The organism is Streptomyces sp. NBC_01450 (assembly GCF_036227505.1).
Classification (GTDB): Bacteria; Actinomycetota; Actinomycetes; order Streptomycetales; family Streptomycetaceae; genus Streptomyces.
In genome coordinates, this window is sequence record NZ_CP109480.1 from 400,748 (window position 1) to 426,395 (window position 25,648).

The following is a 25,648-nucleotide window of genomic DNA, read 5'->3' on the forward strand; positions in this document are numbered from 1 at the left end:
AGGTCTCCGTAGTGATAGCTGGGGTGGGTCGAGGCTGTGATGAGGCGGGAGGTCGCTGTCGATCTGCCACCTCTGCGAAACAGCCCTCGGGTTTCCGCAGGACCCGCGACCCTGAATGTAGTCACTGGAAACAATGATGTCAACGACAACAATGATGCCAGCGTCTACATACCGGTTCGAACGGTGGGCCGACGTCACGGACCGCGCGTAGGCCACGGAGTGCGATCAAGCTACGCAGCCTGGAGACCGCCCGCGCCGGCGTGGCGGCCGATGATCCGTGCGTGTTCGTCCCGTTGGGGCCGCGCACCGACAAGAAAGTGATGTGGGAGTCTCCGCTGTGAGGGGTAACGGCAGGAACCCCCAGTGACATCCGCAGACGTCGAAGCCCCGCCTCGGCCCGGCTGAGGGCGGCAGCCAGAGGACGGGGCTGAAGGGGGGAACGCTAGTGCCGCGGCAGGCAACGTTTGCCCGTCAAGGAGCGGCGTCCGGTGCGTGCTCTCGGCGTGCCGGCCGGAAGTCCTCGTACTGGACGTACTTGGGCTTTCGGCCGGTGCGGCGAGAGGGCGTGCCGGGCGTCGCGACGGGGCGAACGTTGCCTGCCGCGGCACTAGTTCCCGGCGTCCGCCTCGGCTGCCTGCGCCACCTCGGTCGTGGCGGACCAGCTCGCCAGCAGCTTCAGGCCGTCCTCGGCCGCGGTGCCGGGCGGTGCGCTGTAGACCGCGATGGCCAGTCTGGTGTCGCCCGGCAACTCCATCCGTTCGTACTCAAGATCCAGGTCGCCGACGACCGGATGTCGGAAGCGCTTCCTCCCGCTGTGGTAGACGTGCACGTCGTGCGCGCCCCACATGACACGGAACCCCTACGAGACGGCATGAACCCTGTACCAGGGCCGTGCCGCCGGCGAAGGTCCTGGGCTGATCGCACGGTGCGCCGACGAGGACGATGTCGCGACCGCCCTGTGCCACACCTCCGCCCACGGCATCCCGGTGGCCGTCCGCGGCGGCGGGCACGGCTCGGACGGGTACGCGATGCCCGGCGGTGCCCTGGTCGTAGACCTCTCGGCGACGAAGGCGGTCACGGTCGAGACGCAGACCCGGGTGGTGTCAGGTCCTTCGGCGGTTCGATGGTTCCGGCCCGCAGCGCGGCCCGGGAGGCGACCGTGACGATCCCCCATTCGCTGAGGTACCTCAGCGTGGGAGAGCCGGGAGAGAACCCGGAGAGAGCAGTCAGTCAAGGCGCTGGAGCGTGAGGAACTGGTCGAGCGGGCAGCGGATCCGGGCGACGGGCGCTCCCAGCTGGTGCGGCTCACTCCGGAGACCCGGTCGGTCGGTCGGTCGCGGCAGCCGCGCGCGCTCCGCCGAAGGCGGTGGGCCGCCCGACCGCCTGTGGTTCGCTCGCGCCCCTGAGGTCACCCTGCTCGAAGGGATGGCCCGCGTGCGGCGCTACGCCGAGAACGTGGCCGAAGTCCTCCTGAACGGCCTGTCCTTGTCCAACCGGAGGGTGCCGCTCCCCTGCCGGGAGGGAGTCGGCCCTCGGCGGCGTCGGCTCAGTCGCCGGCGCCCGAACCGACCTCGTGGCCGTTGGCGGTCAAGGTGACCTCGATGTTTCCCCGGGTGGCGTTCGAGTAGGGACACACCTGGTGTGCGGCCGCGACGATCTTTGCTGCCTGCTCTGGATCCGGGATCTGCGGAAGGGTCACATGGAGCTCCACGGCAAGTGCGAAGCCACGATCCTCGGTGGGCAGGAGGCTGACACGGCTGTCGATCGAAGCGTCGCCCGTCTCGACCCTTTCGCGACGGCCCACCACGCCGAGCGCGCCCTCGAAGCAGGCCGCATAACCCACCGCGAAGAGCTGTTCGGGGTTCGTGCCACCCCCGTCGCCACCCATCTCCTTCGGCACACGAAGTTGGACGTCCAGGACTCCGTCCTGTGTGCGCCCGTGGCCGCTTACGCGGCCCCCGGTCACGGTTGCCTCCGCCGTGTAGAGAACTCGTGCCATCTCGACCTCCACTCCGGACCTGCGGATTGTCCCGGCCCACGGCCGGGACCTTCCCCACGTCTGCTGCTGATCGCACCCCGACGAGCCCCACCGTATGGCGCGAACGCCGCCCGGTCGACCCGACCGGGCGACGCACACCTCGTCAGCAGGCGTGCACCTCGTTCGTAGGCTCGGGAGTTCGTGCGCACCGCCGGGAAGGAGCGCGGGCGCGGCGGCTCGGCCGCCGTCACCACCATGTACGGCCACGGCAGCATGTACGGCCACGGCCGCGATGCGCGGGGCGTGGAACAAGCAGTAAGTACTGGAGTCTGATCACCGCTTCCGCCTTCGGTCAGCCCGGACAGGCGTCGCCGTAGAGGCGCTTCAGGTGGTCGGCGTCAGCGAAGTGTGGCGACTGAAGTGTTGTAGAGGACTTCCTCGGCGCGGTCCCATGACCAGCCGTTCTCCACCACGAGCGTGCGCCAGCCGGTGGGACCGAACCAGTACCAGAGAAGGTCGGCCGTCTCCTTCATCGACAGGGAGGGCGGCGGAGTCAGGTCGTACAGGTGCCGGGCGGCGGCCTGGAGCGCGTCGCGGTACGCCGCCGTTGCGCGCTCCCACAGGGCCTCGCCGTTCTCGTGGACGGGGAGTGCCTTGTGGATCGCCTCGTGCACGGCGAACTGCCCCTCGTTGCCCGCCCGCGTGCCGTGGGCCAGGGCCTTCAGGACCGACTCCGGTGTCCGCAGGGTGAGCAGGTACTCCATGGCCTGCTCGTAACCGGAGGCGATCACGCCCTGGTCGACGATCTGGTTCAGGATGTCGCGCTTGCTCCCGACACTCACGAAGACGGTCTTCGAGGCGACGCCGGCCGCTGAAGCGATGTCGGCGACGGTCACCCGACCGTAGCCGTGCTCGGCGAACAGCTCCGTGGCTCGATCGAGGATCAGTGTCCGCGTCCGCGCGGCGGCCTGTTCGCGCAGCGGGGAGACATAGCGGCGCTTGGACGGCATGCCACCATCCTAAGGCCATGAATTCATTAGGCGTGCTATACCCTCAATATCGACAGTCGGCCTCGCACTTGGCCGTGAACAGTTCCGCGATCAGGGGCTTGCCGCCGCGTACCGCACGGCGAGGCCGCCCGACGCGGAGCCGGTCGGCGGGGCGCCGCATCGATCTCGCATCCATGGACCCGACCGCACGGGATGGGCGCGAGGTCGACGCAGCGACGCCCTCGGTGGATGCCGGACCCGGCCGTTCGCCGGTGTCCCGTCGCGGGAACCCGATCGCCGCGCCGCGGCAGCGACTGCTCCCCGGCGGGGCGGCAGCGTCGACCGTCCGCCGTTTCCGCCGCACAGCCCCTGACCGGGAAGCCATCGTGGCCGGTCGTGGAAGGGGCTGGTCCCGGCGGGAATACTCGGCAATAATTTAGCACTCAACAATACGTACGTGATTGCGCACCGCAGAGGAGGGTCGCATGGGCACCGCCGCCGAGCTCGTGGACGGAACGGTGTCCGAGCTGGGGCTCCTCGACACCGGTGGCATCCTGCGCCAGGCCTGGGTGGCCCCGGACCGGACCAGCTCGGGTCTGGGCTGGGAGCACGCGTATCTGTCCGCCCAGCGGGAAACGCCGTACCACTCGACGTTCGATGGTGCCCCCACTCACCTGCTGATCCTTCACCTGAGTGGCCCGGTGACCGTCCGACGGCGGTTCGGTCGCTCGATACGAGGACGGCGGATTCCGGCAGGGGGGCTCTTCGTCCACCCGGCAGGTCGCCCGCTAGATGTCGAACTCCAGGGCGGACTCGACACCCTCCACCTCTATCTCAGCGACTCAGCCCTCCAGCAAGCGCACGATGGCCGTGAAGCGGTGGAGCTCGCCGAGGAACTGGGCAGCTCCGATCCCCTGATCGAGCAGGTCCTCCTGGCCCTGGACGGCGTCGTGCGGCAGTGGGAGCCCTCCGCCCGCACCTACGTCGATCACCTCGTCGGTATGCTCGCCGCCCAGCTCGCCCGCGCGCACACGGCCGGTCGGCCCGCGGTCCCGGCCGGCGCGATGTCCGGGCTGACCACGCAGCAGCTCGTGTGCGCACGGGAGCTGATGGAGCAACGCATCTCCGACCCGCTGCCCGTCTCCGATCTGGCCGCGGCCACCGGTCTGAGCACGAGCCAGTTCAGTCGGCAGTTCAGGACCAGCACCGGGAAGTCTCCGCACCAGTTCCTGCTGCAACTGCGACTGGACCACGCACGCCGGATGCTGCGCACCACGGTCCTGCCCATCCCCGATGTGGCCGTCCGCTGCGGTTTCTCCCACCAGGAACACCTGACGCGCGTGATGCGCGCCAAGCTCGGCACGACCCCCGCCGCGGTCCGGCGCGCGGGCTGACGTCGCGTTCCGCGGTCCGCCCCCGCTCCTTTCCTCCGGTACGCACAGACGCGCATCCGCCCGCGCCCGTCAAGCACCGCAGCGCTCCCACCTGGCTCAAACGCCCGTGCCGTACCTCCGCAAGGGCCACAGCGCCGCGCCGATCCTGCAGAAACACGCGCGAAACGTGCAGGAGACCGGGCGCCCTCCGTCCCCACACTCAGTGTCAGAAATTCAGGGACCCACGGCACACGCGAAGGCGGACCCCCATGAGGAATTTCGTGTACACCTCCCACCCCTCGCGGATCATCTTCGGCACCGGAACAGTGAGCCAGGTCCGCGACGAAGTCGAGCGACTCGGCTGTTCCCGAGTCCTCCTCCTGTCCACTCCACCGGTGGCCAAGGCCGCCGCCCAGGTACGTGATGTCCTCGGTGACGTCGTCGTGGCGGAGTTCGAAGGTGCCGCCATGCACACTCCGGTGGACGTGACCGAACGGGCCCTCGACGTCCTTCGGGAACACTCCGCCGACTGCCTGGTGGCGGTCGGCGGCGGTTCCACCACAGGGCTGGCCAAGGCACTCGCGTTCCGTACCGATCTGCCGCAGCTGATCCTCCCCACCACTTACGCCGGTTCCGAAGTCACCCCGGTCCTCGGGGAGACTCAGAACGGACGCAAGACCACGGTGAGCTCGCCCGCGATTCTGCCCGAAACCGTTGTCTACGACGTCGAGTTCACCCGCGACCTGCCGGTCGGCATGTCGGTCACCAGCGCGGTCAACGCCATGGCCCACGCCGTGGAAGCCCTGTACGCGCCTCAGGCGAACCCCGTCATCGACGCCATGGCGCTCGATGCGATCGCTCTGACCGCACGCGCCTTGCCGGCTCTCGTGGCCGAGCCGTCCGACACCGCGGCGCGCGCGGACCTCCTGCATGCCGCATGGCTGGCCGGTACCTGCCTCGGCTCCGTCGGTATGGGCCTGCATCACAAGCTGTGCCACACGCTGGGAGGCACGTTCGACCTGGCGCACGCCGGAACGCACACCGTGATCCTGCCGCACGCGATGGCCTACAACGCCCCTGCCGCTGGGGATGTCATGAGCCGCATCGCCGGCGCACTGGGCGTGCCGGACGCCCCGAGCGGGATGTTCGACCTGATCACCTCGGCGGGCGGCCCCACCTCGCTGCGTGAACTGGGCATGGCGGAAGCGGATCTGCCGCAGGCCGCTCGGCTGGCCGTCGCCACGCCGTATCCCAACCCGCGGGAACTGACGTCCCCGGGAATCGAGAGCCTGTTGCGCGACGCCTGGGAGGGCCGCCGTCCGACGGTTCCCGCGGCGTCGGCTCCCGCGACGCGGACCCCTGGGACACCGGCCCCCGCGGGGCACACAGCGGCTTCGGATGCTTCAGATGCTTCGGATGTGGAGCGCCTGACCGCCCAGGTGGTGGCGAGCTTCGCGAACGCACCCGATCCGCGGGTCAGGCAGCTGCTCAGCGACCTCGTACGCCACCTGCACCACTTCGTGACGAGCAATGACGTCACCGATTCCGAGTGGCAGCACGCCATCGACTTCCTGACCCGTACCGGGCAGATCTGCACCAGCACTCGCCAGGAGTTCGTACTGCTGTCCGACACGCTCGGTGTCTCCAGCGTCGTCGACCTGCTCACCCATTCACGCACCCCGCAGACCACACCGTCAGCGGTCCTCGGACCCTTCTACACGGACGGACCGCCGGAGACCGCGCAGGGCGCCGACATCTCGCAGGGCGTGGCCGGCACTCCGCTGTGGGCCGACATCCGCATCACCGACACGGACGGACGGCCGGTGCCGGATGCCGTCGTGGACGTCTGGCAGGCCAACAAGGACGGGTTCTACGACATCCAGCTGCCCGAGCTCGAAGGACCGGTGCTGCGGGGTCGCCTGCGCACCGACGAGCAGGGACGCCTGCGCTTCTGGACGATCCTGCCGGCCGAGTACCCGATCCCGGACGACGGCCCGGTCGGACAGATGCTCCAAGCCGTCAACCGCCATCCCTACCGTGCGCCCCACGTGCATTTCATGATCTCCGCCGCCGGCCACCAGCGCCTGGTCACCCAGCTCTTCGTGAAGGGTGGCCACTACTTGGACTCCGACAGTGTGTTCGGCGTCAAGGACGGCCTGATCGTGGATTTCACTCCCCAGGTCGGGCCGACCCCGGACGGCCGCGCCGTCGACGGGGAGTGGCGCAGCCTGCAGTTCACCTTCAGCATCGCCCGCCTGGCCGACGGCCCCGCGCACTGACCTGGAGCAGTCTCATGGAATCGACCCACACCTACGACACCGACGTCATCGTGGTCGGCAGTGGCCCCGCCGGTGGATCCGCGGCCCTGCTCCTGGCTACGTACGGCATTCGCACTCTGCTCGTGACCAAGTACGGTTGGCTGGCCGACACCCCCCGTGCGCACATCACCAACCAGCGCACCATGGAGGTGCTGCGCGACCTCGGCGTGGACGGTGAAGCCGCCGCGGCCGGAAGTCCCGCCGAACTCATGGGCGACACCGTTCTGTGCACCGCCCTGGCCGGCGAGGAGATCGGCCGGATCCGCAGCTGGGGCACCGGCCCGCACGCGGCGACCGAGTACGGTACCGCCAGCCCCGCGCAGATGATCGACCTTCCGCAGACCTATCTGGAACCGATCCTGCTGAAGAACGCCGCGTCGCGGGGAGCCAAGGTCCGCTTCGACACCGAGTTCCTCAGCCTGGAACAGGACGCCGACGGCGTCACCGCCCGGCTCCGGGACCGGGTGCGCGGAGACGAGTTCACCGTGCGGGCCCGCTACCTGATCGGTGCGGACGGCGGCCGCAGCAGCGTGGCGGAGCAGATCGGACTGCCGATCGCCGGGCAGAGCGGCAAGGCCGGCAGCATGAACATCGTCTTCAAGGCCGACCTCTCCCGGCACGTGGCCCACCGCCCGAGCGTTCTGTACTGGGTGATGCGTCCCGGCGCCCACATGGGCGGCATCGGCATGGGGCTGGTGCGCATGGTGCGGCCGTGGAACGAATGGCTGCTGGTGTGGGGATACGACATCGAACAGCCCCCGCCTCTCATGGACGAGGCGACCGCCCGGGACATCGTGCACGACCTCATCGGCGACCGTGACATTCCCGTCGAGATCACGTCGAGCTCGCTCTGGACGGTCAACCACAGCTATGCCACGACGTACTCGGCCGGGCGGGTCTTCTGCGCCGGGGACGCGGTGCACCGGCACCCGCCGTCCAACGGCCTCGGTTCCAACACCTCGATCCAGGACTCGTACAACCTCGCCTGGAAACTCGCCATGGTCATCCGCGGTCAGGCCGGTCCGGAGCTCCTCGACACGTACACCGCGGAGCGGGCACCGGTCGGGCGGCAGATCGTCGATCGCGCCAACCTCAGCCGTGACCAGTTCGGCCCGATCTTCCAGGCGCTGGGACTCGACGCGTACAGCGAGGAGGCCGACATCGCCGACGGTCTCGCCGCGTGCCGCAGCGAGACGGCCGACGGCTCCAAGCGCCGACAGGCGCTGGAAGAGGCCATCCAGCTGAAGAACTACGAGTTCAACGCCCATGGCGTCGAGATGAACCAGCGCTACGACTCCTCCGCGGTCGTCCAGGACACCGAAGCCGCCGAGGAATGGGCTCGGGACCCGGAGCTTTTCCACCGGCCGACGACCCGTCCCGGCGCGAAACTTCCGCACGCCTGGCTCGTCGACGGCAGTGGCCACCGTCTGTCCACGCTGGACGTCGTCGGCAAGGGCACCTTCACGCTGGTCACCGGACTGTCCGGGGGCGTGTGGGAGTCGGCCGCGGCCGACTGCGCGCAGGCCCTCGGGATTCCCCTGAAGTGCGTCCGCATCGGCGCCGAGGACAGCCGCGACGCCTACGGCGAGTGGCGCCGGAAATCGGAGATGGCGGAAGACGGGTGCCTGCTCGTCCGACCGGACGGACACATCGCCTGGCGCGCCTCTTCGGCGCCGGACGCCGACTCCGCGGCACACGGCGAACTGCTCGAAGCCCTGAGGACCGTACTGCACCGCTGACGACCACGACGCGGCACACACCCACATCCACATCCACACCCACACACGGAAACCAGAACAGGGGCAGACACCGCTCGGGCGAGTCTGCCGGACCGGAACGGAGCGCAGTACACATGGACAAGGTGGTTGCCACGGCCGAGGAGGCGCTGGCCGATGTCACGGACGGAGCCTCCCTGGCCGTGGGCGGCTTCGGCCTCAGCGGCGTCCCCGACGTACTGATCCACGCGCTGTTCGCGACCGGCGTGACCGGGCTGAGCGTGGTCTCCAACAACTGCGGCGTGGACGGCGGCGGCCTGGGCGTCCTTCTGGCCGCGGGCCGCATCGCCCGCGTCACCGGCTCATACGTCGGCGACAACAAGGAGTTCGCCCGCCAGTACCTCTCCGGTGAACTGCTGGTCGAACTGACACCGCAGGGCACACTCGCCGAACGTCTGCGCGCCGGCGGTTGCGGCATCCCCGCCTTCTTCACCCCCGCCGGTGTCGGTACCCAGGTCGCCGATGGCGGCCTGCCCTGGCGCTACGGGCCCGACGGCACCGTGGCCGTCGCCTCACCGCCCAAAGAGGTCCGCGAGTTCGACGGCCGGCGTTACGTGCTCGAGCACGGCATCACCACCGACTTCGCACTGGTGCGGGCCGCCAGGGGCGACCGCCACGGCAATCTCGTCTTCCACCGCTCAGCCCGTAACTTCAACCCGCTCGCCGCGATGGCCGGCCGCATCACGATCGCCGAGGTCGAGCAGTTGGCCGAGCCCGGCGAGCTGGACCCGGACGAGATCCATCTCCCCGGCGTATTCGTCCAGCGCGTGGTTGAACTGACGCCGGATCAGGCCGCGGACAAACACATCGAACGGCGCACTGTCTCCGCGCCGTCGCCACGAGGGACGGTGCGGCACTGATGCCATGGACCAGGGACGAGATGGCCGCGCGCGCGGCGGCGGAGATCCAGGACGGCGACTACGTCAACCTCGGCATCGGACTGCCCACGCTGGTGCCCGAGCACGTGGCCGAAGGAGTGCACGTGGTGCTCCAGTCGGAGAACGGCATCCTCGGCGTCGGACCGTATCCGGACGAGGCGGACGTGGACCCCGACCTGATCAACGCGGGCAAGGAGACGGTCACCGTACTGCCGGGTGCGAGTTTCTTCGACTCCGCGCTGTCCTTCGGAATGATCCGGGGCGGTCACATCGACACCGCCATTCTGGGGGCCATGCAGGTCTCCGCCGCGGGAGACCTCGCCAACTGGATGATCCCGGGCAAGATGGTGAAGGGCATGGGCGGCGCGATGGACCTCATCCACGGCGCCCGCCGGGTCGTCGTCGTGATGGACCACTGCGCCAAGGACGGCAGCCCGAAACTCGTCGACACCTGCACCCTGCCCCTCACGGGCGTGGCGTGCGTCGACCGCGTCATCACCGACCTCGGCGTGCTGGACGTCACCGAGAACGGTCTCGCCCTCGTGGAGACCGCTCCCGGTGTCAGCACGGACGAGATCGTCAGCCTTACCGCCGCGCCCGTGCGCCTGCCCGACCCCGTCGGCTGACTCCGCGTCAGCATCCCGTCGGCCGGTCTGTGGCCGACCCCATGAACCCCGCCGGCCGGGTCAACCGGACAGCACCCGGACCGGCGGGCTCACCTTCCCCCCTCCGAACTCCCTCCCCACCACAAGGAGTCCCGATGAACGAACGCCTGCGGGACGTCTACGTCGTCGACGCCGTCCGCACACCGATCGGCCGCTACGGCGGTGCCCTGTCCTCTGTACGCCCCGACGACCTCGCCGCCGGAGTACTGCGCGAACTTCTCCACCGCAGCCCCGCCCTGGACCCCTCCCTCATCGATGACGTCTTCTTCGGAAACGCCAACGGCGCCGGGGAGGAGAACAGAGATGTCGCCCGTATGGCCGTGCTGCTGGCCGGTCTTCCCGTGACGGTCCCCGGAACCACCGTCAACCGGCTGTGCGGCTCGGGGATGGAGGCGGTCATCCAGGCCGCCCGCGCGGTGGCGCTCGGCGACGCCTCCGTCGCCGTGGCCGGCGGAGTGGAGTCCATGAGCCGCGCACCGTGGGTCCTGCCCAAACCGGAGCGGGCCTTCCCGGTCGGTAACCAGCAGCTGTACTCCACCACCCTCGGCTGGCGGATGGTCAACCCGCGGATGCCCGATGCGTGGACCATCCCGCTCGGCGAGAGCGCCGAGCTGATCGCCGACAAGTACGGAATCACCCGTGAGGCCCAGGACGCCTTCGCGCTCGCCAGTCACGAGAAAGCCGCTCGGGCGTGGAAAGACGGTGCGTACGACGCCGAGGTGGTCCCCGTCGAGAGTGTGGACCTGCCCCGCGACGAAGGGATCCGGGACGACACCTCCCTCGAAGCGCTGGCCCGCCTCAAGCCGGTCTTCCGTGAGGGCGGCACGGTCACGGCCGGCAACGCCTCGCCTCTCAACGACGGTGCGGCGGCCCTGCTGTTGGTCGACGAGGCCGGGCTGGCCGAGACAGGCCGTGAGCCGCTGGCCAGGATCCGCGCCAGCGCCGTGACGGGTATCGAGCCGCAGTACTTCGGCCTCGGCCCGGTCGACGCCATCCGCAAGGCCCTGACGAAGGCGGGACGCACTTTCGGCGACCTGCACACCGTCGAGCTCAACGAGGCATACGCCGCGCAGGCGCTGGGCTGTCTCGCCGCCCTGCCCGAACTCGACTCCGGCATCCTGAACCCGAGGGGCGGGGCCGTCGCCATCGGACATCCCCTCGGCGCCTCCGGTGCCCGCATCACCGGAGCGGTCGCCCACCAGCTCGCGGACGCCGGCTCGGGCACGGGCCTGGCCGCACTGTGCATCGGTGTCGGGCAGGGCATGGCCCTGATCCTGGAACGCTGAGGCGACGCCCGCCCGCCAACTTCCCCGATCACCACAACACGAGAGAGAAGGCACCGCGCGACGCCCCGGCACCCCCGCTGCCGTCGCCTCCCCGGACCAGTCACGGGCTTTGACCGTGGGAACGCTCATGTACGGCAACGTCGAGATCTCGACGTCGGTCTTGCCTTGCCCCACGGCGAGCGCCACTTCCCGCTCCCGCTCCCCCAGGAGGCCGAGGAGCCGGGCTGCTTCCACATTCCGCACCGCGGCGATGATCTGCGCGAGCGTACATCGCCGCGGCCGTCACGGCACGGCACGGCACGGCACGGCACGGCACGGCATCAGGACGCCTGCCACACCTGCCCTCGACAGGAGCGGCGGTCGAACAGAGGACACCAAGGCCGTCACGACCCTTCAATCCGCGTTCATCAGGCCGACGAACATGGTGCTGTGGAGCACTTCGACGTGCTGTCGGGCCACTTCGCCGGCCTCGGCCGCGTCCTTGCGGCGCAGGGCGTCGATGAGCCGACGGTGCTCCGTGTTGGATTCTCGGAGAGCTTCCATCGGATAGGGCAAGTAGTAGCGGTAGAGCTCGCGCAGAACAGCACCGTAGGGCGTTGTGATCGACGGGATGCCTGTCGCCCGTGCCAGCCGTAGATGGAAGCGTTCGTCGCAGCCGTGGAATTCCGCCCAGCTCGGCATTTGATCCATCTCATCGACCAGGTCCTGCAGTTCGGACAGGTCGTCCTGTGAGGCGTGGGCCGAGGCGAGGTGTGCGATGCCGCATTCAAGGGCGAGTCGGTGGTCGATCAGGCGATGAACGGCAGCGCTGTCGGAGCGGTACGCCTCCGCGCCGGCAACCGTGCCGTGCGTCGGGTTCTCGGCGACGTGCGTGCCGCCGTTGCGACCCCGCCTGCGTTCGAGAACGCCGTCGGTGCACAGGGAGACCAGCGCACGGCGGACGGTGATCTCACCGACGCCGAGACCGCTGGCGATCTGGGCGGTGCCGGGAAGACGGTCTCCGGGTGCGAGCAGTCCGAGGTCCACGGCCAAAGCGATCCTGGCGCGCACGGCCTCCAGCGCGGACAGCCTGCTCACACCGTTCAGGGTGGCGAACGGGAGGGGCGTGGTGCTGTCGGTACTGGCCATGAGCGTCACCCTAACGGGCGGGTCCGGGGAGGCGGCGCATGGTTCATGGAAACGGCCGCTCGAGGAACCCCTTGCTTAACTGCTCATTCTGAACTAATTTCTCGCGCATGTCCCGACCTCTTCCGCTTGCTCTCGCACAGCTCCCCTCCGTCCCTGCGAACACGCAGCTCAGGGACTTCGCTGCCGAGGTGGAGAGCATCCGGTCCCGCTTTCCGGATACCCGCATGGCGGTCTTCCCCGAGCTACACCTCTGCGGCGTCGACGCCCTGGGTGCTCAGGCGCACGAGCAGTTGCGGGAGATCGCCGAGCCGCTGGACGGGCCCCGGGTCAAGGCGCTGGGAGAGCTGGCCGGCGACCTGGGCATGTGGCTGCTCCCCGGCACGGTGTGCGAACGAGGCCCCGAGGGGCAGCTGTACAACACGGCCGTCGTCCTCTCACCCGAGGGCCGCCTGACGGCCTCGTACCGCAAGATCTTTCCCTGGAGGCCCAGCGAACCCTACGACCCGGGCGACCGGTTCGTCGTGTTCGACATCCCCGACACCGGACGGATCGGCCTCTCCATCTGCTTCGACGCCTGGTTCCCGGAAGTCGCCCGCCACCTCGCCTGGATGGGCGCCGAGGTCATCGTCAACCCCGTGATGACCACCACCGCCGACCGGGCCCAGGAAGTCGTCCTGGCCCGCGCCAACGCCATCGTCAACCAGGTGTACGTGGTCAGCGTCAACACCGCCGGCCCCCTGGGCCGTGGCCACAGCCTTGTCGTCGACCCCGAAGGCCGCGTCCGCGCCGAAGCCACGGGGGACGGCAGCACCATCCTCACCGACGTCATCGACCTGGACGACGTGACACGTGTCCGGAAACACGGCACCGCAGGCGTGACCCGCATCTGGGATCACTTCAGCAACGACGACGCGCCCATCGACCTACCGCTCTACGACGGGCGAATCAACCCGCGGACCTGGCGTCCGCATGGCCACCCGACGGCCTGAGCAACCCTGCGGCACCCCGCCCTGCCTTTCGAGCACCCGGAGCACTCCATGTCCAACGGCAACGATGCCGCACCCACACTCGCCCGTACCCTCAGGCTCAGAGCCGTCGTCCTGTTCGGCCTCGCCTACATGACCCCGATGATCGTCCTCGGCACCTTCGGCGTGGTCGCCACCGCCACCGGCGGCACCGTGCCCACCTCTTATCTGCTCGCCCTCGTCGCCATGCTGTTCACCGCGCAGAGCTACGGGCGCATGGCCGCCACCTATCCGGTCGCCGGCTCCTCGTACACCTACGTGCGCAAGGCCCTCGACTCGCGCCTCGGCTTCCTCGTCGGCTGGGTGACCCTGCTCGACTACTTCTTCCTGCCCATGGTCATCTGGCTCATCGGCGGCGCATACCTCCAGGCACAGTTCCCCGGCGTCCCGCTCTGGGTCTGGATCGTCGGATTCATCGCCCTCACCACGGCACTGAACGTCCGCGGCATCAAGACGGCCGAACGTGTCAACGACCTGCTGATGATCTTCCAGGTCCTGGTCATAGTGATCTTCGTGGCGCTGGCCCTACGTCACGTCTTCAACCTCGGCGGTGCCGGCGCCCTGGCCAGTACCAGCCCCTTCGTGAACAGTGCGACCACGCTCACCGGCGTCTCGGCCGGTGCCGCCATCGCCGCCTACTCCTTCCTCGGCTTCGACGCAGTCACCACCCTCACGGAAGAGACCATCGACCCGAAGCGCACGATGCCGCGCGCGATTCTCCTGATCGCCTTGATCGGTGGCGCCATCTTCGTCACGGTCGCCTACGCCACCCAGCTCGCCCACCCTGGCGCCACATTCGACAACGAGGGATCGGCCGCCTTCGAAATCGCCAGAAGCATCGGCGGTGACCTCTTCTCGTCGATCTTCCTCGCCGGACTCGTCGTGGCCCAGTTCGCCTCCGGCATCGCCGCCCAGGCCAGCGCATCCCGGCTGCTGCTCGCCATGGGCCGTGACGGCGCCCTGCCCCGCACCTTCTTCGCCCGCGTCCACCCCCGGTACCGCACTCCCGCCCTCAACATCCTGCTGACCGGTGCGATCGGACTCATCGCGCTGAGCCTCGACGTGGCGACATCGACCTCCTTCATCAACTTCGGCGCCTTCGTCGCCTTCACCTTCGTCAACGTCGCCGTCATCGCCACCTACATCCGCATGCGCCGGGAAGGCGAGAGTCCCAATCCGCTGACGTACGCCGTCGCGCCCACGATCGGCGCGGCCGTGGATCTCTACCTGCTGTACAACCTGGACGGCGCGGCCCTCACCCTCGGTCTCATCTGGCTGAGCCTGGGCGTCATCTACCTCGCCTACCTCACCCGGATGTTCCGCCAACCGCCGCCCAGCATGGCGTTCAACGAGGCCGAGGACGACGACCTGGAGACCGCGTCCGTGGCCGGATGAGTTGTGGGAGTCGTTCCAGCAAGTGGTGCCGGAGGCTCCGGTGCCCTCATGGAGGAGGCGGGCGTCGGCACGGTGTCCGGGACGTGCCGACTGCGATCGTGTTCGTGGCGACGCCCGGCCGCACGTGGCAGCAGGTCCGGTCAGCGTCGTTCGGGACCGTCGGGGGGGCGACGGCGCTTCACCCCTCCAGCAGTGGGTAATCGGTGTAGCCGGCGGCATCCGGACCGTAGAAGAGATCTTTCTTCGGTTCGGTGAGCGCCGCACGGGAGGCGATCCGAGCCGGCAGATCCGGGTTGGCGATGAACGGCTGACCGTAGGCGACCAGATCCGCCAGGTCGTCGGTCAGAATCGCGTTCCCTCGATCCTGGTCGAACCCGACGTTCGCGATGACGGTGCCTTCGTAGACCTTCCGGAAGTGCCGGAACATGCCATCGCCGGCCAGCTCCTCCAACGGTCCTCCGGTGGGGTCGACCATCATCCCCATGAGCAGGAGATGTGACAGTTCATAGTCGTTGAGCCGTCCGAGCACGTACTCGCTGTCAGCCATCGCCTCGAGCCCGGAGACGAACTCGCCCGTCTCGGACCAGGCAGGTCCGGCCTTCACACCGACACGCCGCAGGTCGACGAACTCGCCGACGGCTTCGATGATCTCGAAGAGGAAACGGGCGCGGTTCTCGATCGAGCCGCCGTAGCGGTCCGTGCGCAGATTGGTACGGGGATTCAGGAACTGGCTGATCAGGTAGTTGAAGCCTGCCTGCAGCTGAACACCGTCGAATCCCGCCGCCATGGCGTTGCGAGCCGCCGTCGCGAAGTCGGCGACCGTCTGCCGGAGGTCGTCCACCGACATCGCCCGGGGCTCCACGGTGGGCTTGCGGCCAGTCGGTGTCGGGGCCAGTTGCCCCGGATTGACGGCCGAAGGCGCGAAAGGCGGGCGGCCGCCGAAGAAGTCGGGGTGAGACGCGGACCCGGTGTGCCACAGCTGAGCGAAGATGACACCGCCTGCGAGGTGGACCGCGTCTGTCACCCGCTTCCAGTGGGCGACCTGCTCGTCGGTGAACAGCCCCGGAACGTCATGCCATCCGACCGCGTCGCGACTGATCCACACCCCCTCGGAGATGATCAGACCAGCCGATGCCCGCTGAGCGTAGTACTCGGCGTGAAGCTCAGTGGGCAGGAGATCGCGATTGCGTGCACGACTGCGCGTCAACGGGGCCATGACCACACGGTTCGCCAGAGAGACGTCTCGCATCTGGTACGGCAACAGCAAGGACTGTGTCGAGCTCATATTGGACCTCACATTCGACTCCTGACGCGGGGCGGACACAGGAGGATCTCGGGAGCCGATCGGCGGCATCTCACGCGGCGCCACATCGACAACTTAAAGCACGAGAATGTGCTTTAGCTCGATCGTAGCACTCATCCACCGTAAAGCAAACATCTGTGCTTCAAGGCGGCCTCCTCGCCCCTCCGCGGCAGGGTCCGCTCGGAACGCATCACCTGGCGCGTGACCGCAAACGCCGCGAGCCATGATCGGTGACCCGCTGTTTGCTGCGACGGGATACCCAGCGCACGGCAGCCGGGCAGGTCTCAGAAGGTCCGTCCGGGCCCCGCCCCCGACCTGGGCGAACACACCGAGTCCGTACTCCGCGACCTCGGCTTCGACACCGCCGGAATCGAGGACCTTCGCAGGGCCGAAGCCGTCGCCTGAAGCCGCAGATCAGCATGAGCATGACCACGGGCACGGTACGGACACGCCGGGCGTACGAACTGACGCAATCGACGCCATTTTCGTGAGCGGAGCGCCCCCTCCCAAGCGCGCATGTCGCCGACGTTCGTGGCCATCAAGGCGATGGGCCCGACATGGGAGAAGTCTGTGAACTGCGGGGCTGGATTGGCCACAGCCGCAAGTTCCTGCGTGCGCACGGCCTGTCGGTGCGTGGAGCGGAATCCCTCGACACCGTAGCCCACGCATCCAGCGCACACGTGCACGGAAGGATCGCTGTGCTCGACCGTATTCGACAGTTGTTTCCAGGAAACGTCGCTGTGCGAGCCGAGCGGCAGCCAGGCCCAGGACAAAATCGCGTCTCGGGGGACGAACAGCGGCCTGGCGGGGCAGCCCAACTCCTGGGCGATCTCATTGGTGATCCGGTGGAGCTGGGCGAGTCCCTCGCCCCCACCCGTCAGCGTGGGCAACCAGGCCACCAGCCCGAGGTGATGTTGCAGAAGCCGGCAACCAAGGGCTGGTTCAGCTCAGTTGAGGTCGACGTCCTTCTCCGTGAGGATGTCTCGTACGCGCGCGGCACGCGCGGCGGTCTGGCTGAGCAGCCAATGATCGCGCTCCTGTTGGTAGACCACGATGACATGCTCGGTCACCCGGTCGATGTAACCGAAACTCACCTGCAGCATGGGCCGGTTGGTCGCGGTCGCGAGATCCTCGTCGGCGTCCTGTCGGTTGAGTTCGTCCAAGCACCACTGCAGAAAACGCCAGTGGCTGATCCTGTAGGCCCTGACCATCGCGCTGAGGGGTATACCCCTCTGTGCCAGCCTCCTGGCGTACTCAAGAGCAGCCGCGGGCACCTCGATCCTGTCCAGAGGCATGTCGTTCTCGAAAACGTGCAGCAACGTGGCGACATTTTCCGCGATGCTCGCCTGCAGGATTTTGATGACGGTTGCGTCGCCCCGGAGCTCCGGGATCTCGGCAATGACATGCCCCGCTATGTCACAGCTGACCTTCGGGAGGTGTGACCCTACGTTCTCCGCGACCACGGACAGTTGTTTTGCGGCCCCTGTATGCCCCGCAGGCATACGTCAGCCCTACAGGTTGGCCCATGTCCCATCCGCCTCTCCGGGACGCGATAGGCCGCAATAGGGCGACCCTGCGCGAATACCGCCGACGGGTGGGTCCATCGACACCAATTCCCATCCGAAGGCCGGAACCCGCCCGAGGCAGCTCGCGACTGCCTGTAGTACACGGCTCGCATGGACATTGGTCAGCCGAAACGGCCGAGGGCGGGGCCGACAGGAGGAGATCGGCCCGAGAGTGGTCCGCGCCCTCGTCCACGTCCGGCACCGGCCGGCCGTGCGCCCACCCCGTCTTCCCGAGGGAGGCAGACCCGCCGTACACCGTGTGCACGTACCCACGGACCAGCTACTCGTCGGCGGCCTTCGGCTCGCTCATCCGGCGGGCGGCCTCGATGACTGCCGAGCGGTGCAGGGCCAGCCGTTGCGGCGACCAGGACTGGCTGATGTCCTCGGGTTTGAGGCCTTCCGCGGCCCAGAACCACGCCTGGGCCGCGGCGAGCACCATGGTGAGGAGATCGGCGGGCTCCATGTCCTGTGCGACCTCGCCACGTTGCTGCGCTTCGGCCACTTCGGCGGCTTTGCTCCGAAAGGCGTCCGGTTCGAGTCCGGTGGTGGAGGGGCGCTCCAGCAGTCTCCACAGGCGTAGGCGCATCAGGTCCGGCCGGGCGACGAGGTGGTCGAAGATCGCACCGGCATATCCGGGCAGGTCCTCGACGTCGAACGGCACCGACTCGGCACCCGCCGTCATCGCCCGCCGCAGAACCTCGTCGAACAACTGCTCCTTGTTGCCGAAGTAGGCGTAGATCAGCCGCTTGTTCGCCCCCGCGGCCTCCGCGATCCGGTCCACTCGGGCGCCGGCGATGCCGTAGGTGGCGAATTCGGTGAAGGCGGCGTCGAGCAGTCGGGCCTTGGTGGCGCTGGAGTCCCGTGGCATGTGTGCCACCCTAGCAAGTAACTATCTAGTTATTGACACGGGCGACCCGGGGGCCTACGGTAATGTATCTATCCAGTTAGTTATCGAAGGGACCTCCATGGAACACCGCGCACTGGGCGGCCAGGGTCTGACCGTCGGAGCCCAAGGCCTCGGCTGCATGGGTATGAGCGCTTTCTACGGCGCCACCGACGAGACCGAGTCGCTGGCCACCATCGACCGCGCGCTGGAACTCGGCGTCACCCTGCTGGACACCGCCGAGAGCTACGGCCCGTTCGTCAATGAGCGGCTTCTCGGCAAGGCACTGGCAGGGCGCCGGGAGGCCGCCGTGGTCGCCACGAAGACCGGCATCGAGATCAGCGACGACGGCCAGATGGTCGATCTCAACGGCCGACCCGAGTACGTCCGCCGGGCCCTCGAACGCTCGCTGCGGCACCTCGGCACCGACCACGTCGACCTGTACTACCTCCACCGCATCGACCCCAAGGTGCCCATCGAGGAAACGGTCGGCGCGATGGCCGAACTGGTCGCCGAGGGCAAGATCCGCCACATCGGCCTGTGCGAGGCATCCGCACAGACCATCCGGCGCGCACACGCCGTCCACCCGCTCACCGCAGTCCAGACCGAGTACTCGCTCTTCGAGCGCGGTATCGAACAGGACGGGGTGCGCGACACGCTGCGGGAGCTGGGCATCGGCCTGGTCGCCTACTCCCCGCTGGGGCGCGGCTTCCTGTCCGGCGCGATCACCAGCCCCGACGACTTCGCCGAGGACGACTGGCGCCGTACCGACCCCCGGTTCCAGGGCGAGAGCTTCGACCGCAACCTGGACGTCGTCCGCGAGGTCCGCCGCATCGCGTCCGCCAAGAACGTCACACCCTCCCAGTTGGCGCTCGCCTGGGTCCTGCACCAAGGCGCCGTCGCCATCCCCGGCACCAAGCGCCGCCGTTACCTCGAGGAGAACGTCGCCGCGACCGAGGTGACCCTGACCGGCGACGACATCGCCGCGATCGAGGCGGTCGCCCCGCACGGCGTGGTCACCGGCGACCGCTACGCACCCGAGTTGATGGGAACGCTCAACGGCTGACAGCCGATCGGCGCCTCACAAGATCCCATCGCGGGGCCGAACCCCCGTACCCCCCCACAGTCCCAAGCCCCCACATCCCGAAAGGCTCCCCCATGCCCCAGCCGGCCGCGCGGTCCCGGATCACCATCGGCGACACGACGATCACCTATCTCCCCGACGGTTTCGGCGCGCACAACCCAGACGTCCTGTTCCCCGGCGTGGACTGGGCGACGCGACCCGGTTTCCTCGAAGACGGGCAGCTCATCCTCTCGTTCGGATCCTTCTTGATTCGCGCCGGGGGCCGGCGGATCCTCGTGGATCTGGCCGTAGGGAAGATCGACGTGGACGTGCCCGGCGTCGCTCACCTCAAGGGCGGTTCGCTTCTGCGGAACCTCGCCGAGGAAGGGCTGTCCGCCGACGACATCGACACGGTGGTGTACACCCACCTGCACCTCGACCATGTCGGCTGGACGAGCGATGTCGCGCCGCTCCCGAACGCGCCCGCGACGAACTCCCCCACGGGCCTCACCTTCGCCCGGGCGCGCCACCTCATGTCGGAAGACGAGTGGCAGTACTGGTCGACGAGGGCGGCGGCCATGGGCGGACCGGACGCCGAGGCGGTGCTCAAGCCGCTCGACGGCGTCGTCGAGTTCGTCAGGAGCGGTGACAGCATCGCTCCCGGGGTGACCGTCGAAGCCACACCCGGTCATACCCCCGGACACCTGGCGATCGTCGTGCGGGACCCGTCGGGCGGCAGCACCGAATCGGTGTGCATCGTGGGAGACATCCTTCACTCCCCGGCTCAGGTCGGCGACCCCGATCTGGTGTTCTCCTCCGACGTCGCTCCGGACCAGGCCCGAGCGGTACGCGACCACGTACTCCAGCGGCCGGACACCGTGATCGCCGCCGGGCACTTCACCGACGACGTGTTCGGCCGTGTCACAGCGGTGGGCGACGCTCACGCCTGGGCTCCCGTCGGCGGCCCGCCGTCTTCCCGGTAACCCCACCGGACCTGCCGTCGCGGGTGCGGCCCGGCCGCCCCTGCGACCACCCCCCATCGCCGAGGCGCCGCAACGCTGTCGGCAAGTGAGCCGAACACGTTGCGGCCCTCGCATTTCCCAAGTCGCCCACATCAGGAGAGTCACCTCATGTCCGTATCTCAGATGCCCCACACGTTCGGGGCGAGCACCACCGCCGCCGAGATCATTGACGGCGTCGACCTGCACGGCCGCCGGGCCGTGGTGACCGGAGCCAGTTCCGGAATCGGGGTGGAGACGGCCCGGGCGCTCGCCGCGGCGGGCGCCGATGTCACCCTGGCCGTACGGAACACCGACGCGGGAGACCGTGTGGCCGCGCGTCTGGAGGCAGAACTGCCGCCCAAGTCGGGACAGTTGACCGTGGGACGGCTCGACCTGGCCGACCGGTCGACGGTCGAGACGTTCGTCGCCGACTGGACGGGCCCGTTGCACATCCTGGTCAACAACGCCGGAGTGATGGCCCCGCCGGAACTCACCCGCACACCTGACGGCCGGGAAACGCAGTTCGGCGTCAACCACCTCGGTCACTTCGCCCTCGCCACCGGCCTCCACCCGGCACTCGCGGCGGCGGACGGCGCACGGATCGTCTCGGTCGCCTCGATCGGTCACCTCTTCTCACCGGTCGTCTTCGACGACCTGGACTACCGCTTCCGCCCCTACGACCCCTGGACCTCCTACGGTCAGTCGAAGACCGCCAACGTCCTGTTCGCCGTCGGCGCCGCCGAGCGATGGGCCCACGACGGCATCACCGCCAACGCGCTGATGCCGGGCAACATCGCCGACACGTCCCTGGCCCGGCACATGGACATGCAGCAGGTGGCCGACTTCATCGCCTCGGGCGAACTCGCGCTGCCACCGCAGAAGACCGTGCAGCAGGGCGCCGCGACCTCCGTGTTGTTGGCGGCCTCGCCGACGGTGGACGGCATCACCGGCCGTTACTTCGAGGACTGCGCACAGGCCGAACCGGTCACCGAACGAGCCGGTGCCGTCGCCGGCGTCGCGCCGTACGCCCTGGACCGGGAGAACGCGGACCGGCTGTGGGCCATATCCGAGTCTCTCGTCCGCAGGAGTTCCACGCTGCCGGCATGACCTCGCGACACGAACAGTGGTGGGCCCGGCTGCGGCGTCAGCTGTGGCAGCCGCCGCGCGCCCATGGCGAGCAACCGCGCGAGCGGGTGGTCGGCCCGCTCGAATTGTTCTACGACCTGGTCGTGGTCGTGCTCGTCGCGCAGGCCGCCCACCACTTGGCCGGGCATCTGACCTGGCGCGGGCTGGGCGAGTTCACCGCGGTGTTCGCTCTGGTGTGGATCGCCTGGCTCAACGGCAGTCTCCACCACGAGCTGCACGGCTACGACGATGCCCGCGGCCGGAGCCTGTTCCTGCTGCAGATCCTGGTGCTCGTTCCGCTGGGCGCGTTCATCCCCGAGGCGGGCGGCGCACGCGGAGTCGCGTTCGCCGTCGACGCGGGGGTGCTGTTCGCGGTGCTGGCGGTGCTGTGGCTGCTCGCCGCGCGCGGTGACAGCCCCGAATTCCGCCGCCCCAGCACGCTGTTCGTGACCGGGACAGCCGCCTGCGCGGTCGTCCTGGCCGCGAGCGCCGCCCTGCCCACAGGCGTCCGCGTGCTGACGTGGGGCCTTTTGGCCGTCGCCAACCTGGCGGGCTTCGCGGCCATGATCGGTACGGCCACTCCGGTACAGGCGGTCGCGCTCAGCGTGACCGACGCGCTCACCGAACGGTTCGGGCTGTTCATCATCATCGTGCTCGGCGAGACCGTGACCGGAGTGGTGGACGGACTGGCCCACGAACCGACCAACGCACTCACCCTCGCCGTCGGGCTCGTCGCCGTCGTCGTCGGCTTCGGTGCCTGGTGGACCTACTTCGACTTCGCCGGACACCGACGGCCGAGGCCCACACGCGCGAGCACCGTGCAGTGGATGCTGGTCCACCTGCCGCTCACGGCCACGGTGGCCGCCATGGGGGCGGCGATGGTCGGCCTCGTCGAGCACGCCCACGACAGCCGGACCCCCGCCGCCACGGCCTGGGTGCTCTGCGGCGGCACGGCCGTGGTGCTCTGCGCGACGATGGTGCTCGCGACCTCCCTGCGCGTCTGGCGCCCTGACCGCGGGCTCTACCGGCCGCTGGCCCGCACCTGCGTCGTCGTGGCCGTCCTGTGTGCAGGGGTCGGCGCCGCACGCCCGGCGCCACTCGTCCTCGGCCTCGCCCTCGTCCTTCTCCTCGGCGTCCCCTGGGGACTCGCCGTGGCCTACCGCCTGTCCCACGAAGGGGAATCCGCCGCCCAGGAGGTGTCGCCGGTTGCGGAGCATCGGAACGACGACCGGCGCTGAGCCCTTCACTCGTATCAGAGCGCCTTGACCCGCGCGTTGCGAGCCGTCGCGGCAGAGGCTCTCGGCGTTTGTCGTACACACCCGATCCGGAGGAATCAGTCGATCACGGCCGCCCGCCAGGTCTCCTCGTCGGCGTCCAGGAGTGCCGTGACGAGGGCGGGGTCCGGCAGCGGGCCGTGGTCGGCGGCGACCCTCAGGGCCGCGGCCGCGGTCAGATGGCCCAGCCGCAGGGCGCGGTCCACGGGCAGTTGCCGCAGCAGGCCGCTGAGGAATCCGGCGGCGAAGGCGTCGCCGGCGCCGACCGGTTCGGCGACGCGCACGGTCAGGGCGGGCACGCTGTGGGCGGCGTCCCCCACGAAGGCGGTGGCGGCGCGGTCACCGTCCTTCACGACGAGCACGCGCGGGCCGGACAGGAGGTCGCGGACCCGTTCGGCGTCGGTGATCCCGTCCCCCCACAGCGCCTGGGCCTCGTCGAGGCCGACGAGGACGATGTCGGCCCGGTCCGCGAACCGGCGCAGCACGTCGGCGGCGGAGTGGCCTGCCCATAGGGCGGGGCGGTGGTTGACGTCGAAGCTGACGGGCCACGGGCGGTCGGGGCGCAGCGCGTGTTCGACAAGGGCGCGGCAGCCGGGCGACAGGGCAGGGGTGATGCCGCTGAGGTGGACGAGCGCGGCGCCCGCCACCGCGGGGTCGTCGAGCACGTCGGGGGTGAGGGCCGAGGCGGCGGATCCGGTGCGGTGGTAGTGGACGCGGGTGCCGTGCGCGCCCGGGTCCTTGAGCAGCAGTCCGGTGGGCCGCTCGGGGTCGGTGCGGACGCCGCTGATGTCGACGCCGCCCGCGGCGATCCGGGCGCGGACGCGGCGGCCGAAGGGGTCGTCGCCGACCGCGGAGACCCAGCGGGCGGGGATGCCGTGGTCGGCGAGGTAGAGGGCGACGTTCGACTCGGCGCCCGCGATGTCGACGCGCAGCAGGTCGGCGCCGTCCAGCGGGCCGAGGGGGTCGGGTGCGAGGGCGGCCATGGTCTCGCCGACGCAGACCACGGGGCCGGGGCGCAGTGGCCGGTGGGTGCTCATGGTGGGCTTCCTAGGGTGTGTCGGCGCGGTCCGTGGGGGCCGGGACGGAGGGGACCGCAGGGCGGTACGGGGTGGCGGGGGCGCCGGGGACGTCCACCCGCACCGCGAAGACGGCGCCGTCGAGGGGTCCCGGGGCGGCCAGGCCGATCCGCGCGCTGGTGACGAGGAGCGTACGGCCGTCGGAGCCGCCGAGGCAGAGTCCCGCGGGCTGCCCGGCGGGCAGGTCGACGATCCGGTCGAGGCTGCCGTCGGGGCGGTAACGGTGGACCTGCCCGGTGCCCCAGACGGCGGTCCACAGGCAGCCCTCGATGTCGGTGGTCATGCCGTCGGGGCTGCCGGAGCCGAGGGTGACGAAGGTTTCGGGGGTGCCCGGGTCGCCGCTCACGGGGTCGACCGGGTAGCGGCGGATGATGCCCCGGGCGCTGTCGGCGAGGTACATGACGGTGCCGTCGGCGCTGAAGGCCGGGCCGTTGGGGATCGTGACGTCCCGCAGGACGCGGGTGACGCGGCCGTCGTGGTCCAGGCGGTAGAGGGAGCCCGCGTCTTCGGTGGCCTCGTAGGCCATGCTGCCCGCCCAGAAGCGGCCGTGCGGGTCGGCGACGCCGTCGTTCATCCGCATCGGCACGGGTGCGTCGTCCTCGGGGCGCGCGATCCAGTCGACGCGGCCCGCGGGGTCGATACGGCAGATGCCGGTGCCCGCCGCCGCGATCCAGTGGCCGGGGCGCCCTTCCACCGGTGCCACGGCGCCCAGTGGGCAGGGCAGTTGGATGATGGGGGCGAGCGGTGTGTCGGGCCCGTCGGGCGCGGCGAGCATTCGGCCGGTGAGGATGTCGGTCAGCACGGCGCGGCCGTCCGTCCAGCGGATGCCCTCGCCCAGTTCGAGGCGGTCGCTCCCGAGGACCGCGGGGGCGGTCATGGGCGGGCCTGCGGGCGGACGACGTCCAGGAAGGCGCGGGCACGTTCGCGCAGGGCGGTGAGGTCGCCGCCCTCGGCGGCGTCGCCGATCAGGGGCGATCCGACGCCGACGGCTGTGGCTCCCTCGCGCAGGTAGACGTCGGCCGCCGCCGCGTCCACTCCCCCGACGGGTACGAAGGGCAGGTCCGGGAAGGGGCCGCGCAGGTCCCGCAGATACCTGGGGCCCCCGGCGCTGCCCGCCGGGAAGAGCTTGAGGGCGTCGGCGCCGAGCCGCCGTGCCTGGAGGATGTCGGTGGGGGTCATCACTCCGGCGAGCACGGGGAGTCCGAGTTCCCGCCCGGTGGCGATGCCGTCGCTGACCGCCGGGGTGACGAGGAAGGCCGCGCCGGCCTTCTGGGCGGCCCTGGCGTCGTCGGAGCTGAGCACGGTTCCGGCGCCGAGCGTCGCGTCGGGGCCGAGCGCGGCGTGGGCCCGCGCGATGACGTCGAGCGCGTCGCGCCCGGAGAGGGAGACCTCGATGAGGGTGACGCCCTCCTCGGCGAGGGTGAGCACGGTGGTCAGCGCGGCGTCCGGGTCGCTGCCGCGGACGATGGCGAGCAGTCGGTGGGCACGCAGCGCGGCGAGCAGGTTCATCCGACATCCCTTCTGGTGATGGAGGTTCAGGTGCGGCCT

Annotated in this window: 24 protein-coding genes and 1 pseudogene; 14 read left to right on the plus strand and 11 right to left on the minus strand. The window is 69.6% G+C overall.

Features of this window, described 5'->3' with window-relative positions:
* Positions 1-607: 607 nt before the first annotated feature.
* On the minus strand, positions 608-847 hold the full coding sequence (locus OG568_RS01865) for an MmyB family transcriptional regulator (RefSeq protein ID WP_329529981.1): 240 nt from the start codon (positions 845-847) through the stop codon (positions 608-610).
* Positions 848-917: 70 nt separating this feature from the next.
* Here OG568_RS01865 and OG568_RS01870 point away from each other — a divergent pair, with 70 nt between their 5' ends.
* Together OG568_RS01870 and OG568_RS01875 are read left to right on the plus strand one after the other, a co-directional pair.
* Positions 918-1,163, plus strand: coding sequence for an FAD-binding protein (locus OG568_RS01870; protein ID WP_329536234.1), 246 nt, complete (start codon positions 918-920; stop codon positions 1,161-1,163).
* 75 nt (positions 1,164-1,238) lie between these two features.
* Entirely contained in the window at positions 1,239-1,406 is a 168-nt protein-coding gene (locus OG568_RS01875) for a hypothetical protein (protein WP_329536235.1), read from the plus strand.
* Positions 1,407-1,546: 140 nt separating this feature from the next.
* Here OG568_RS01875 and OG568_RS01880 read toward each other — a convergent pair whose 3' ends face one another.
* Positions 1,547-1,999: an organic hydroperoxide resistance protein gene (locus OG568_RS01880; protein ID WP_323137065.1), complete on the minus strand. Its 453-nt coding sequence runs from the start codon at positions 1,997-1,999 to the stop codon at positions 1,547-1,549.
* Positions 2,000-2,376: 377 nt separating this feature from the next.
* Positions 2,377-2,988 (minus strand): TetR/AcrR family transcriptional regulator, encoded by a 612-nt coding sequence (locus tag OG568_RS01885; protein ID WP_329529982.1) that lies wholly within the window; start codon positions 2,986-2,988, stop codon positions 2,377-2,379.
* 464 nt (positions 2,989-3,452) lie between these two features.
* Between OG568_RS01885 and OG568_RS01890 the strand changes: the two genes are divergently transcribed.
* The 6 genes from OG568_RS01890 to OG568_RS01915 all read left to right on the plus strand — a co-directional run bounded on the left by OG568_RS01890 (position 3,453) and on the right by OG568_RS01915 (position 11,262).
* Positions 3,453-4,361: a helix-turn-helix domain-containing protein gene (locus OG568_RS01890; protein WP_329529983.1), complete on the plus strand. Its 909-nt coding sequence runs from the start codon at positions 3,453-3,455 to the stop codon at positions 4,359-4,361.
* A 248-nt stretch (positions 4,362-4,609) separates the two neighbouring features.
* Positions 4,610-6,619 carry a maleylacetate reductase and hydroxyquinol 1,2-dioxygenase domain-containing protein gene (locus OG568_RS01895; RefSeq protein WP_329529984.1) on the plus strand — a complete coding sequence of 670 codons (2,010 nt, stop codon included), beginning with the start codon at positions 4,610-4,612 and terminating at the stop codon, positions 6,617-6,619.
* 14 nt (positions 6,620-6,633) lie between these two features.
* Entirely contained in the window at positions 6,634-8,397 is a 1,764-nt protein-coding gene (locus tag OG568_RS01900; protein ID WP_329529985.1) for an FAD-dependent oxidoreductase, read from the plus strand.
* 113 nt (positions 8,398-8,510) lie between these two features.
* Positions 8,511-9,293, plus strand: a complete 783-nt coding sequence (locus OG568_RS01905) for a CoA transferase subunit A (RefSeq protein ID WP_329529986.1) — start codon at positions 8,511-8,513, stop codon at positions 9,291-9,293.
* Complete coding sequence (locus tag OG568_RS01910; protein ID WP_329529987.1) at positions 9,293-9,937, plus strand: CoA transferase subunit B; 645 nt, start codon at positions 9,293-9,295, stop codon at positions 9,935-9,937. Before OG568_RS01905 ends, OG568_RS01910 begins: the two co-directional genes overlap by 1 nt.
* A gap of 134 nt (positions 9,938-10,071) precedes the next feature.
* A complete protein-coding gene (locus tag OG568_RS01915; protein WP_266423845.1) occupies positions 10,072-11,262 on the plus strand; it encodes a thiolase family protein in 1,191 nt (396 codons plus the stop codon).
* A 393-nt stretch (positions 11,263-11,655) separates the two neighbouring features.
* On the opposite strand, the gene OG568_RS01925 is transcribed toward OG568_RS01915, so the two are convergent.
* Positions 11,656-12,390, minus strand: a complete 735-nt coding sequence (locus OG568_RS01925; RefSeq protein ID WP_329529988.1) for a FadR/GntR family transcriptional regulator — start codon at positions 12,388-12,390, stop codon at positions 11,656-11,658.
* A gap of 107 nt (positions 12,391-12,497) precedes the next feature.
* Here OG568_RS01925 and OG568_RS01930 point away from each other — a divergent pair, with 107 nt between their 5' ends.
* Together OG568_RS01930 and OG568_RS01935 are read left to right on the plus strand one after the other, a co-directional pair.
* The gene (locus OG568_RS01930) at positions 12,498-13,379 is read left to right on the plus strand and encodes a carbon-nitrogen hydrolase family protein (protein ID WP_329529989.1); all 882 of its coding nucleotides are present in this window, start codon (positions 12,498-12,500) and stop codon (positions 13,377-13,379) included.
* 48 nt (positions 13,380-13,427) lie between these two features.
* Complete coding sequence (locus OG568_RS01935; RefSeq protein WP_329529990.1) at positions 13,428-14,810, plus strand: APC family permease; 1,383 nt, start codon at positions 13,428-13,430, stop codon at positions 14,808-14,810.
* Between the two features lie 178 nt (positions 14,811-14,988).
* Here the strand turns inward: OG568_RS01935 and OG568_RS01945 are convergent, their stop codons facing one another.
* From OG568_RS01945 to OG568_RS01955, 4 genes and pseudogenes are all read right to left on the minus strand, one after another.
* Complete coding sequence (locus tag OG568_RS01945; RefSeq protein WP_329529991.1) at positions 14,989-16,026, minus strand: oxidoreductase; 1,038 nt, start codon at positions 16,024-16,026, stop codon at positions 14,989-14,991.
* A gap of 371 nt (positions 16,027-16,397) precedes the next feature.
* Positions 16,398-17,039: pseudogene (locus tag OG568_RS61200) on the minus strand (hypothetical protein); the annotation flags it as partial.
* A 21-nt stretch (positions 17,040-17,060) separates the two neighbouring features.
* Positions 17,061-17,576: a hypothetical protein gene (locus OG568_RS01950; protein ID WP_329529992.1), complete on the minus strand. Its 516-nt coding sequence runs from the start codon at positions 17,574-17,576 to the stop codon at positions 17,061-17,063.
* Between the two features lie 382 nt (positions 17,577-17,958).
* Positions 17,959-18,546 (minus strand): TetR/AcrR family transcriptional regulator, encoded by a 588-nt coding sequence (locus OG568_RS01955; RefSeq protein WP_329529993.1) that lies wholly within the window; start codon positions 18,544-18,546, stop codon positions 17,959-17,961.
* 97 nt (positions 18,547-18,643) lie between these two features.
* Here OG568_RS01955 and OG568_RS01960 point away from each other — a divergent pair, with 97 nt between their 5' ends.
* The 4 genes from OG568_RS01960 to OG568_RS01975 all read left to right on the plus strand — a co-directional run bounded on the left by OG568_RS01960 (position 18,644) and on the right by OG568_RS01975 (position 22,988).
* Complete coding sequence (locus tag OG568_RS01960; RefSeq protein WP_266633666.1) at positions 18,644-19,627, plus strand: aldo/keto reductase; 984 nt, start codon at positions 18,644-18,646, stop codon at positions 19,625-19,627.
* A 92-nt stretch (positions 19,628-19,719) separates the two neighbouring features.
* On the plus strand, positions 19,720-20,607 hold the full coding sequence (locus OG568_RS01965; protein WP_329529994.1) for an MBL fold metallo-hydrolase: 888 nt from the start codon (positions 19,720-19,722) through the stop codon (positions 20,605-20,607).
* A 147-nt stretch (positions 20,608-20,754) separates the two neighbouring features.
* Positions 20,755-21,732, plus strand: coding sequence for an SDR family NAD(P)-dependent oxidoreductase (locus tag OG568_RS01970; RefSeq protein ID WP_329529995.1), 978 nt, complete (start codon positions 20,755-20,757; stop codon positions 21,730-21,732).
* A complete protein-coding gene (locus OG568_RS01975; RefSeq protein WP_329529996.1) occupies positions 21,729-22,988 on the plus strand; it encodes a low temperature requirement protein A in 1,260 nt (419 codons plus the stop codon). Before OG568_RS01970 ends, OG568_RS01975 begins: the two co-directional genes overlap by 4 nt.
* Before the next feature lie 95 nt (positions 22,989-23,083).
* On the opposite strand, the gene OG568_RS01980 is transcribed toward OG568_RS01975, so the two are convergent.
* The 3 genes from OG568_RS01980 to OG568_RS01990 are packed head-to-tail and all read right to left on the minus strand — an operon-like array spanning position 23,084 to position 25,609.
* The gene (locus tag OG568_RS01980) at positions 23,084-24,061 is read right to left on the minus strand and encodes a sugar kinase (protein WP_329529997.1); all 978 of its coding nucleotides are present in this window, start codon (positions 24,059-24,061) and stop codon (positions 23,084-23,086) included.
* A gap of 10 nt (positions 24,062-24,071) precedes the next feature.
* Positions 24,072-24,977 (minus strand): SMP-30/gluconolactonase/LRE family protein, encoded by a 906-nt coding sequence (locus OG568_RS01985; RefSeq protein ID WP_329529998.1) that lies wholly within the window; start codon positions 24,975-24,977, stop codon positions 24,072-24,074.
* Positions 24,974-25,609: a bifunctional 4-hydroxy-2-oxoglutarate aldolase/2-dehydro-3-deoxy-phosphogluconate aldolase gene (locus tag OG568_RS01990; RefSeq protein ID WP_329529999.1), complete on the minus strand. Its 636-nt coding sequence runs from the start codon at positions 25,607-25,609 to the stop codon at positions 24,974-24,976. Before OG568_RS01990 ends, OG568_RS01985 begins: the two co-directional genes overlap by 4 nt.
* Positions 25,610-25,648: the final 39 nt, after the last annotated feature.

Bases quoted from the DNA above. Each gene is read 5' to 3' on its own strand.
- OG568_RS01960 (WP_266633666.1), top strand. From the start codon at position 18,644: ATGGAACACCGCGCACTGGGCGGCCAGGGTCTGACCGTCGGAGCCCAA.
- OG568_RS01945 (WP_329529991.1), bottom strand. From the start codon at position 16,026: ATGGCCCCGTTGACGCGCAGTCGTGCACGCAATCGCGATCTCCTGCCC.
- OG568_RS01890 (WP_329529983.1), top strand. From the start codon at position 3,453: ATGGGCACCGCCGCCGAGCTCGTGGACGGAACGGTGTCCGAGCTGGGG.
- OG568_RS01975 (WP_329529996.1), top strand. From the start codon at position 21,729: ATGACCTCGCGACACGAACAGTGGTGGGCCCGGCTGCGGCGTCAGCTG.
- OG568_RS01985 (WP_329529998.1), bottom strand. From the start codon at position 24,977: ATGACCGCCCCCGCGGTCCTCGGGAGCGACCGCCTCGAACTGGGCGAG.
- OG568_RS01910 (WP_329529987.1), top strand. From the start codon at position 9,293: ATGCCATGGACCAGGGACGAGATGGCCGCGCGCGCGGCGGCGGAGATC.
- OG568_RS01935 (WP_329529990.1), top strand. From the start codon at position 13,428: ATGTCCAACGGCAACGATGCCGCACCCACACTCGCCCGTACCCTCAGG.
- OG568_RS01970 (WP_329529995.1), top strand. From the start codon at position 20,755: ATGTCCGTATCTCAGATGCCCCACACGTTCGGGGCGAGCACCACCGCC.
- OG568_RS01895 (WP_329529984.1), top strand. From the start codon at position 4,610: ATGAGGAATTTCGTGTACACCTCCCACCCCTCGCGGATCATCTTCGGC.
- OG568_RS01925 (WP_329529988.1), bottom strand. From the start codon at position 12,390: ATGGCCAGTACCGACAGCACCACGCCCCTCCCGTTCGCCACCCTGAAC.
- OG568_RS01915 (WP_266423845.1), top strand. From the start codon at position 10,072: ATGAACGAACGCCTGCGGGACGTCTACGTCGTCGACGCCGTCCGCACA.
- OG568_RS01900 (WP_329529985.1), top strand. From the start codon at position 6,634: ATGGAATCGACCCACACCTACGACACCGACGTCATCGTGGTCGGCAGT.
- OG568_RS01885 (WP_329529982.1), bottom strand. From the start codon at position 2,988: ATGCCGTCCAAGCGCCGCTATGTCTCCCCGCTGCGCGAACAGGCCGCC.
- OG568_RS01990 (WP_329529999.1), bottom strand. From the start codon at position 25,609: ATGAACCTGCTCGCCGCGCTGCGTGCCCACCGACTGCTCGCCATCGTC.
- OG568_RS01980 (WP_329529997.1), bottom strand. From the start codon at position 24,061: ATGAGCACCCACCGGCCACTGCGCCCCGGCCCCGTGGTCTGCGTCGGC.
- OG568_RS01880 (WP_323137065.1), bottom strand. From the start codon at position 1,999: ATGGCACGAGTTCTCTACACGGCGGAGGCAACCGTGACCGGGGGCCGC.
- OG568_RS01905 (WP_329529986.1), top strand. From the start codon at position 8,511: ATGGACAAGGTGGTTGCCACGGCCGAGGAGGCGCTGGCCGATGTCACG.
- OG568_RS01930 (WP_329529989.1), top strand. From the start codon at position 12,498: ATGTCCCGACCTCTTCCGCTTGCTCTCGCACAGCTCCCCTCCGTCCCT.
- OG568_RS01965 (WP_329529994.1), top strand. From the start codon at position 19,720: ATGCCCCAGCCGGCCGCGCGGTCCCGGATCACCATCGGCGACACGACG.
- OG568_RS01955 (WP_329529993.1), bottom strand. From the start codon at position 18,546: ATGCCACGGGACTCCAGCGCCACCAAGGCCCGACTGCTCGACGCCGCC.
- OG568_RS01865 (WP_329529981.1), bottom strand. From the start codon at position 847: ATGTGGGGCGCGCACGACGTGCACGTCTACCACAGCGGGAGGAAGCGC.